Source organism: Cellulomonas massiliensis JC225 (genome assembly GCF_000312005.1).
Lineage (GTDB): Bacteria > Actinomycetota > Actinomycetes > Actinomycetales > Cellulomonadaceae > Cellulomonas > Cellulomonas massiliensis.
This window is the reverse complement of sequence record NZ_HE978588.1, coordinates 2,138,231-2,146,680: the sequence shown is the minus strand read 5'-3', so window position 1 is coordinate 2,146,680 and position 8,450 is coordinate 2,138,231. Positions and strand designations below refer to the sequence as shown.

Genomic DNA, 8,450 nt, shown 5'->3' with positions numbered 1-8,450 from the left:
CCGCGCACCGCGGGCACACCCGGCCGACCGCGTCGGCGTGCCGGCCCGTCGCGGGGTCGGCGTCCTGCCACCGCACGTGCGGGAAGCGCTCGAGCGCCGACCGGTGCAGCGACAGGCCGCAGACCGTCTCGTTGCGCCCGGGCTCCCAGGCGTGCACCTCACCCGCCGGCATCCGCACGCCGTCCGGGTCGACCCACCGGCTGGAGGCGGCGACGGCCGCCGAGCTGACTCGTGCCATGCGATCGACCGTACGCGCGGCGCGGCGTCGCGGCCGGGCGGGAGGGCTTGACCGCGGGGCGCACCGGTGGGCTACTGGACGGACGTGGCTGCGCCGGCTCCAAGCAGTCGAGGCAGGGAGCAGCTGAGCACGAGGAAGTGCCAGCCATGAGACACCCCACCCTGCGACGGCGGTCCGTCACCGCCGCGCTCGCCACCTCCGCCTGCGTCGCCGCCCTCCTCGTGCCGGTGGGCGCCGCCTCGGCCGCCGCGCCCCCGGGCACGTCGACGACGACCGGCGAGCAGCTGCGCCGCGACCCGTGGCCCGGCCGCCAGTCGTGGTGGGACGAGTCGCGCCCCGCGACGCGACGCGCCCAGGCCCTCCTGCGGCAGATGACCCTCGAGGAGAAGGTCGACATGCTGCACGGCGAGCTGAACAACTACTACGGCTTCTACAACGCGCCCATCGAGCGGCTGGGCATCCCGGCCCTCACCATGGCCGACGGCCCGGCGGGCGTCCGGATCGCGAACCCCGACGTGAACGACCAGCAGTCGACCGAGCTCCCCGCTCCCCTGGCGCTCGCCGCCACGTGGGACCGCCGGCTCGCCGAGCGGTACGGGCGCACCGCGGGCGACGAGGCGCACCGCACCGGTCACAACGTCCTGCTCGCGCCGGCGATGGACATCGCGCGCGTCGCGCAGGCGGGGCGCGCGTTCGAGGCGTTCGGCGAGGACCCGCTCGTCTCGGGGACCATGGGCGGCGCCGTGACGCGCGGCATCCAGCAGAACCCCGTGGTCGCGGACGTCAAGCACTACGACGTCTACACGCAGGAGACGAACCGGCTCAGCGGCGGCAACGCGGTGCTCGACGAGCGGACCCTCCAGGAGATCTACACCCGTCCGTTCGACCTGGCGATCGACCAGGCGCACCCGGGCTCGGCGATGTGCTCGTTCAACGCCGTCAACGGCGTGCAGGCGTGCGCGAGCGACGAGCTGCTGAACCAGGTGCTCAAGGAGCAGCTCGGCTTCGAGGGCTGGGTCATGAGCGACTACGGCGCCACGCCCAGCACCGTGCCGGCGATCCTCGCCGGGCTCGACCAGGAGATGCCGGGCGACGTCGGCGACGGCGCGTGCCACTTCTGCGCCCCGCTGCTGGCGGCCGTGCGCGCGGGCGACGTCCCGCTCTCCCGCGTGGACGACGCGGTCCTGCGCATCCTGCGGCCCATGTTCGGCCTCGGGCTGTTCGACGAGCCGGCCACCGTCCGGCCCCTGCGCGAGGCGCGCGACGACGCGTTCGCGCAGCGCGTCGCGGAACGCGCGGCCGTGCTGCTGAAGAACGACCACCGGACCCTGCCGCTGGGCCGGGGCATCGACTCGCTCGCCGTCATCGGCGCGGACGCCGACACCGCCGTGCAGGGCGGGGGCAGCTCGCAGGTGATCCCGACCTCGACGGTGAGCCCGCTCGAGGGCATCCGGGACCGCGCCCGCGGGGCCGAGGTGCGCTTCGCACGGGGCACCGAACCCGTCACGTCGGCGGCGCTGCTGCCGGGGCCGAGCCCGATCCCGTCGGACTTCCTCACCTCGGCCGGGGACGGCCGACCCGGGCTGCGCGTCGAGTACTTCGACTCGCCGGACCTGTCGGGCACGCCCGCCGTCGACCGCACCGAGCCGTACGCCGGCATCTTCGGCGGCTTCTTCCTGTTCCAGGGCTTCAACGCCGCGTCGCCGCACTTCCCGACGCAGAGCAACGCCCACACGTCCTCGATCCGCTGGACCGGCACCCTGACCGCCCCCGCCGACGGCAGGTACCGGCTCGCGGCCACGAGCAACGGCACCTCGACGGTGTACCTGGACGACGAGCCGGTCCTCACGACCGGCCCGTCGGCGGACCCGCGCACGGAGGCCGCCGTGGTCACGCTCGAGCAGGGGCAGCGGTACGCGCTGCGGGTCGAGTACACGAACGACTCCCCCGGCGGCACCGACGCGGGTGCGGCCTTCCGGCTCGGCTGGACCCCGCCGGCCGGCGTTGTCGAGCCGAGCATCACGCGCGCGGCGCGGCTCGCCGCCCGCAGCGACGTCGCCGTCGTGGTGGCGCGCGACTACTCCAGCGAGGGCGGCGACCGCCCGAGCCTCGACCTGCCGAACGACCAGGCCGAGCTCATCCGCCGGGTCGCGGCGGCCAACCCGCGCACGGTCGTCGTCCTCACGGCGGGCGGCGCCGTCCAGACGTCCGACTGGGACGCCGGCGTACCGGCCGTGCTGCACTCCTGGTACGGCGGCCAGGCCCAGGGTGCGGCGATCGCCCGCCTCCTGTTCGGGGACGTCAACCCCTCCGGCCGGCTGCCGGTGACCCTGCCCGTGGACGAGCGCTCGACACCGGTCAGCTCGTCCGCGCAGTACCCGGGCACCGGGCTCGACCAGCAGTTCTCGGAGGGCGTCTTCGTCGGCTACCGCGGCTACGAGCAGGAGGGCATCGAGCCCGCCTACCCGTTCGGCCACGGCCTGTCGTACACCCGCTTCGACTACAGCCGGCTGCGGGCGCAGGTGGTGCACCGGCACGGCGGCAGGTCGGACGACGCCGTCGTGCGGGCCACCGTCCGCGTGCGCAACACCGGGCGGATGACCGGGACGGAGACGGTGCAGGTGTACGTCGGCCAGCTGCCGACCCGCCTCGTCGAGACGCCCAGGCGTGCCCTGGCGGGCTGGGCGCAGGTGACCCTGCGGCCCGGGCAGTCCCGCCTGGTGACCGTCCGCCTCGACCCGCACGCGTTCGCGTACTGGGACGTCGCGCGCGACCGGTGGACCACGCCCGCGGGACGGGTGCGCCTGTCCGTCGGCGCCTCGTCGGCCGACATCCGGGAGACGACGGTCGTCCGGGTCGGCGAAGCGCGAGGGCGCGATCGGGCCGGCCAGGGCTGACGACGGCGCGTGGGACCGGGCGCCGGATCGCGCCCGCGCCCGGTCCCTGGCGCGTGCGCGCCACGTTCCGCGCGTACGGTCGAGCTCGTGCCAGCAGCAGAGAGCGGTTCTCCTGCCCTGGACGCGGCGCGCCACCTCTTCGACCGCGCGCACCTGTCCTCGCCGGGCGACATGCCGGCAGCGCTGGCGGAGGCCGCCCGCATGCTCGGGTGGACGGCCCGTATGTTCCTGGTCGACGACGAGCAGCGGGTGCTGATCCCGGTGGGAGCGCACGGTGAGCAGGTCGGCGCGCACCTGTCGATCGACGGGACCTTGGCGGGGCGCGCGTTCCGTCTGGTGGAGCCCGTCCACGCCCGGTCCGCGCAGCCCGCTCTGTGGGTCCCGCTGCTCGACGGCGTGCACCGCTTCGGCGTGGTGCTGTTCGGATTCCCGGCGGGGACGGACCTGGACGCGCCGCACGTGAGGGACGCGTACCGCATGCTCGCGGACGCGACCGGCCATCTCGTCGCCGCCAAGGCGCCGTACGGCGACGCCTTCCGGCGCGTGACGCGGCTGCGCGAGCGCGCGGTCGCCTCGGAGCTGCTGTGGGACCTGCTGCCGCCGCTCACCTTCGGCTGCGAGGACCTCGTGCTCTCCGCGATCCTCGCGCCGACGTACGACGTGGCGGCCGACGCGTTCGACTACAGCGTGCTGGACGGGGTCGCCCACCTCGCGGTCCTGGACGCGACCGGGCACGCGCTGCCAGGCACGGTGCTCGTCGCCGTCACCCTCGCCGCGATGCGCAAGAGCCGGCGCGAGAGCCGCAGCCTGTACGACACGGTGCAGGCGATGGACGAGATCGTGGCCCTCCAGGGCCGGCGGGAGGCCTTCGTCACGGGCGTCGTCGCAGAGCTCGACCTGACGACGGGGCGCCTGCGGTACATCAACGCCGGGCACCCCGCTCCTCTGCTCATGCGGGCGGGCAAGGTGGTCAAGCACCTGGAGGGAGGCCGTCGCATCTTGCTCGGCCTGGGCGAGGGGATCGCCTCGGTCGCCGAGGAGTGGCTGGAGCCGGGTGACCGCGTGGTCTTCTACACCGACGGTGTCACGGAGGCCCGCAGCGCTGACAACGAGCAGTTCGGTGTGCCCAGGCTCGTCGACCAGCTGGAGCGCTCGACCGCGGGCGGCCTGCCGGCACCGGAGACCCTGCGCCTGGTGGCGCGCGACGTCCTGGAGCACCAGCACGGCGTCCTGCAGGACGACGCGACGCTGCTCGTCGCCGAGTGGGCCACCGGCGAGGAACGCGGCTACACCCCGGACCCCGGCCACGGCCCCTACGGCACCTGAACCCACGCCCGGCGTCGTTCCCGGAGCGCCCCGAACCGCCGGCGCGGATACCGTGGAGGTGTCCCCGCACGCGTGGCCGCACGGTCGAGCACCCAGCCTCGTGCCGCGCCGGAAGAGTCTCGCCATGGCCGTCGCGCACCCGACTCCGCAGCCCGCCCCCAGCGCTCGTGAGCGCCGCAACAGCGAGTTCACCGCGTTGAGCCGCATCGTCCAGGCCTCCGGTCTGATGCGACGACGGCGCGGTACCTACTGGGTGCGGTTCGTCGTGCTCACCGGCCTGCTGGCGGGACTCGTCACGGCCCTGGTGCTGCTCGGGCCGTCGTGGTGGCAGCTCGCGGTGGCGGCCGCGCTCGCCGTCGTGCTCGGACAGGTGATGTTCCTGGGGCACGACGCCGCGCACCGGCAGGTGTTCGAGTCGGGCCGGTGGAACGACTGGGCCAGCCTCGTCCTCGCCGACCTGTACGCCGGCATGAGCCACGGCTGGTGGCAGCACAAGCACTCCCGTCACCACGCGAAGCCGAACCAGCTCGGCGCGGACCCCGACATCGCGACGTCCGTCGTGCTCTTCCACACGCAGGACCTCGTTCACGTCCGCTCCGGGCTGACGGGGTGGCTCACGCAGCGTCAGGGGTGGCTGTTCTTCCCCCTCATGCTGCTCGAGGGCCTCAACCTGCACGTGTCGAGCGTCAGGAGGCTCCTCGGCCGAGGGGCGGTGCCACGGCGCGCCCTCGAGGTCGTCCTGATCACGCTCCGCCTCGGGGGGTACCTCGCGCTCGTGCTCTCTGTGCTGCCGTTCGGCATGGCCGTCGCCTTCCTCGGCGTCCAGCTCGGGCTCTTCGGCCTGTACATGGGCGCCGTGTTCGCGCCGAACCACAAGGGCATGCCGCTCGTGGCACCCGACGCGCGTGTGGACTTCCTGCGGCGCCAGGTGCTCATGAGCCGCAACGTGCGGGGCGGGCGCCTGACCGACCTGCTCATGGGGGGCCTGAACTACCAGATCGAGCACCACCTCTTCCCGAGCATGCCCCGACCGAACCTGCGCAGGCTGCAGCCGACCGTCCGAGCCTTCTGCGCGGCGCACGACGTCGCCTACGCCGAGACGACCCTTCTCCAGTCGTACGCGATCGTCGTCCGCCACCTCAACGCCGTCGGGCTCGCCGCCCGGGACCCCTTCCAGTGCCCCCTCGCCGCGCAGCTGCGCGCCGCGCGCTGAGCCCCAGGTGCGGCGCCGGCCCGAGGAGCGCAGCATGGGAGGGCGCTGGAGAAAGGCGGCGTCCACGAGGGACCGGGAGGACCCATGGGCATCGACGACATGAAGGACAAGGCGAGCGACGCGCTCGGCGGCGAGAAGGGCGAGCAGGCCAGCGACACGGCGCTCGACAAGGGCGCCGACGCCGCGTCGTCCGCCACCGGCGGCTCGCACGACGAGCAGATCACGAAGGCGCAGAGCGCCGCCGACGAGCGCGTCGGGGACGGCTGAGCCGCGCCGGCGGCCGCCCTGGGCGGCCACCGAGGACACGACGGAGACCGCGCCGGGGCGCGCACCACGCGCCCCGGCCGGCTCGCGCCGCAGCGGTGGCGACCGCCACCGGGACCGAGCCCGGCCGTCGGCGCCTCGCGCCCCCGGCCGGCGCCGAAGGGAGAGAGCATGCCGCGCACCTACACGGTCGGGTACTTCGTCGGGAGCCTGTCGTCGACGTCCATCAACCGGGTCCTGTCCCGGGCGCTCATCGCGCTCGCACCCGACGACCTCGAGTTCGTCGAGATCCCCATCGGCAACCTGCCGCTGTACAGCCCCGACTACGACGCGGACTACCCGCCGGAGGCCCGTGCCCTCAAGGAGACGATCGCCCGCGTCGACGCCGTGCTGTTCGTCTCCCCCGAGTACAACCGCTCGATCCCCGGGGCGCTGAAGAACGCGATCGACTGGGCGTCGCGCCCCTGGGGCCAGAACTCGTTCGACCACGTCCCGGCGGCCGTCATCGGCGCGTCGATCGGCGCGATCGGCACCGCGGTCGGCCAGCAGAGCCTGCGCGCCGTGCTGAGCTTCTGCAACGCCCGCCAGATGACGTCGCCCGAGGCGTACATCCACTTCTCGCCCGAGGTCTTCACCGACACCGGCGAGGTCACCGACGAGGCGACCGGCGCCTTCCTGCGCGGCTACATGGCGGAGTTCCGGGACCACGTCGTCCGCGTGCTGACCGTCCTGCCCCGCGGCGGCTGAGCGCGCTGACCCCGAACGACGGAGGCCACGTCCGCACCCCGTTCCCGGGAGCCGACGTGGCCTCTGCCTTCGGTGGAGCTGAGGGGACTCGAACCCCTGACCCCCTGCATGCCATGCAGGTGCGCTACCAGCTGCGCCACAGCCCCGTGCACTCGATCCGACCTGACTCGATCAGAAGGAGGAGCACCACGCCCCCGTGAGGGCGCTCCGAGAGTCTAGGCGACGAGCGGCCCCGAGTGCCAATCGCGCGACCGTGAGCGTCCGCACAGGGGGGCGCTCAGTCCGGGTCGCGCGTCTCGGCGTCGGCCTCGGGCGTGACGTCGGGTCCCGCGTTCCAGTCCGACGACGCGTCGGTGGGCCCGAGGTTGTAGCCCGCGAGCCGCCACGGTCCGCCCGCGGGCGCGACGAGCTCGGTCCAGTGGCAGTTCGCCATCCCCGCGAACGCGTGCCGCTCGGGTGGCACGCCCAGCATCGCGCCGGCGGCCGCCGAGATCGCGGCACCGTGCGAGACGACGACGAGCACGCCACCGGGGGGCAGCGCGGCGACGTGCTCCGCGACGGCCTCGCTCGTGCGCCGCGCGACGTCGGCGCGGCTCTCCGCGCCGATCCCCGCGGGCTCGCCACCCGCCCGCCAGACCGCGAACTCCTCCGGCCAGCGCGCGCGCAGGTCCTCCCCCGTCAGCCCCTCCCACGCGCCGAACCCGCGCTCACGCAGCCGCTCGTCGGTCGTGACCGGCAGCTCCGCCATCCGGCCGAGCACCTGTGCGGTCTCCACGGCACGGCTGAGGTCCGACGCGACGACCCGCACGGGCGCGTGCCGCGCCAGCAGGCTCGCGGCGGCGGTCCGCGCCTGCCAGCGGCCGACCTCGTCGAGCGGGATGTCGACCTGCCCCTGCAGGCGCGCCTGCACGTTGTAGGCGGTGCGGCCGTGCCGCCACAGCAGCACGCGCGGGACGGTCACTGCTCGTCGTCCCCGTCCCGGCCGCCCCGGGCGTCCGGCGGGAGCTCGATGAGCGGGCAGTCCTTCCAGAGCCGCTCGAGCGCGTAGTACACGCGGTCCTCGGCGTGCTGCACGTGCACGACGACGTCGCCGAAGTCGATGAGCACCCAGCGCCCCTGCGACTTGCCCTCGCGGCGCACGGGCTTGGCGCCGAGGTGGAACAGCGCCTCCTCGACAGCGTCGACGATCGCGCCGACCTGCCGCTCGTTGGTGCCGGACGCGATGAGGAACACGTCCGTGAGGACGAGCTGCTCGCTCACGTCGAGGGCGATGATCTCCTGGGCCTTGCGGTCGGCCGCGGCGCGGGCCGCAGCGACGGCCAGCTCGACGGCGCGTTCGGTCGCGGGCACGGCTCTCCTCGGTGGGTCAGGTCGTCGGGACGTGCCCGGCGTCGGTGGTGCGTCGGTGGTCCGTGCTCGGGGCCCCGGGCACGGTCAGGCGGCGGGTGGCCCCGCGCGCCAGGCGGTCGCGAGCAGGTCGACGGCCGGGGCCAGGGCGCTCGCGTCGTCGGCGCCACGGCTCTTGATGACGACGAGCATGATGACGAAGCCGAGGACGAAGGCCACGAGGACCAGCACGATGAAGTGCAGCCACGTGTACGGGTGCCGTCGCGTCCCCTCGTCGTCGGCCGGGTCCGGGTCCGTGCTCTCGGCCGCGGGGGGCTCGGTGGCGGTGGGACCGCCGGTGCGCGCCCACGACGGGCCGCCGGACGCACCCGGACCGGGCGCCGCCGGCTGCTCCTCCTCGGCCGGCGCGGCGGGCGCG

At 74.5% G+C, this 8,450-nt stretch carries 9 protein-coding genes and 1 tRNA gene; 5 read left to right on the top strand and 5 right to left on the bottom strand.

Features of this window, described 5'->3' with window-relative positions; all coding sequences use genetic code 11:
* A partial coding sequence (locus HGCM_RS19895) for a hypothetical protein (protein WP_019136740.1) occupies positions 1-238 on the bottom strand: 238 nt, incomplete at its 3' end.
* Between the two features lie 146 nt (positions 239-384).
* Here HGCM_RS19895 and HGCM_RS10200 point away from each other — a divergent pair.
* From HGCM_RS10200 to HGCM_RS10180, 5 genes are all read left to right on the top strand, one after another.
* On the top strand, positions 385-3,135 hold the full coding sequence (locus HGCM_RS10200) for a beta-glucosidase (RefSeq protein ID WP_019136739.1): 2,751 nt from the start codon (positions 385-387) through the stop codon (positions 3,133-3,135).
* 87 nt (positions 3,136-3,222) lie between these two features.
* On the top strand, positions 3,223-4,461 hold the full coding sequence (locus HGCM_RS10195) for a PP2C family protein-serine/threonine phosphatase (protein ID WP_147572794.1): 1,239 nt from the start codon (positions 3,223-3,225) through the stop codon (positions 4,459-4,461).
* 124 nt (positions 4,462-4,585) lie between these two features.
* Positions 4,586-5,674 carry a fatty acid desaturase family protein gene (locus tag HGCM_RS10190; protein WP_026075400.1) on the top strand — a complete coding sequence of 363 codons (1,089 nt, stop codon included), beginning with the start codon at positions 4,586-4,588 and terminating at the stop codon, positions 5,672-5,674.
* 84 nt (positions 5,675-5,758) lie between these two features.
* Positions 5,759-5,941, top strand: coding sequence for an antitoxin (locus HGCM_RS10185; protein WP_019136736.1), 183 nt, complete (start codon positions 5,759-5,761; stop codon positions 5,939-5,941).
* A gap of 168 nt (positions 5,942-6,109) precedes the next feature.
* Positions 6,110-6,685 (top strand): NADPH-dependent FMN reductase, encoded by a 576-nt coding sequence (locus HGCM_RS10180; RefSeq protein WP_019136735.1) that lies wholly within the window; start codon positions 6,110-6,112, stop codon positions 6,683-6,685.
* 73 nt (positions 6,686-6,758) lie between these two features.
* Here HGCM_RS10180 and HGCM_RS10175 read toward each other — a convergent pair.
* From HGCM_RS10175 to HGCM_RS19890, 4 genes are all read right to left on the bottom strand, one after another.
* A tRNA-Ala gene (locus HGCM_RS10175) sits at positions 6,759-6,831 on the bottom strand.
* Positions 6,832-6,962: 131 nt separating this feature from the next.
* Positions 6,963-7,646, bottom strand: a complete 684-nt coding sequence (locus tag HGCM_RS10170) for a histidine phosphatase family protein (RefSeq protein WP_019136734.1) — start codon at positions 7,644-7,646, stop codon at positions 6,963-6,965.
* Positions 7,643-8,035, bottom strand: a complete 393-nt coding sequence (rsfS, locus tag HGCM_RS10165) for a ribosome silencing factor (protein ID WP_019136733.1) — start codon at positions 8,033-8,035, stop codon at positions 7,643-7,645. The genes HGCM_RS10170 and rsfS overlap by 4 nt, the downstream gene beginning before the upstream one ends.
* A gap of 84 nt (positions 8,036-8,119) precedes the next feature.
* On the bottom strand, positions 8,120-8,450 hold a 331-nt coding region (locus HGCM_RS19890), incomplete at its 5' end, for a hypothetical protein (protein ID WP_040399056.1).

Coding starts and splice junctions, on each gene's coding strand:
- HGCM_RS10200 (WP_019136739.1), top strand. CDS start 385: ATGAGACACCCCACCCTGCGACGGCGGTCCGTCACCGCCGCGCTCGCC.
- HGCM_RS10190 (WP_026075400.1), top strand. CDS start 4,586: ATGGCCGTCGCGCACCCGACTCCGCAGCCCGCCCCCAGCGCTCGTGAG.
- HGCM_RS10185 (WP_019136736.1), top strand. CDS start 5,759: ATGGGCATCGACGACATGAAGGACAAGGCGAGCGACGCGCTCGGCGGC.
- HGCM_RS10180 (WP_019136735.1), top strand. CDS start 6,110: ATGCCGCGCACCTACACGGTCGGGTACTTCGTCGGGAGCCTGTCGTCG.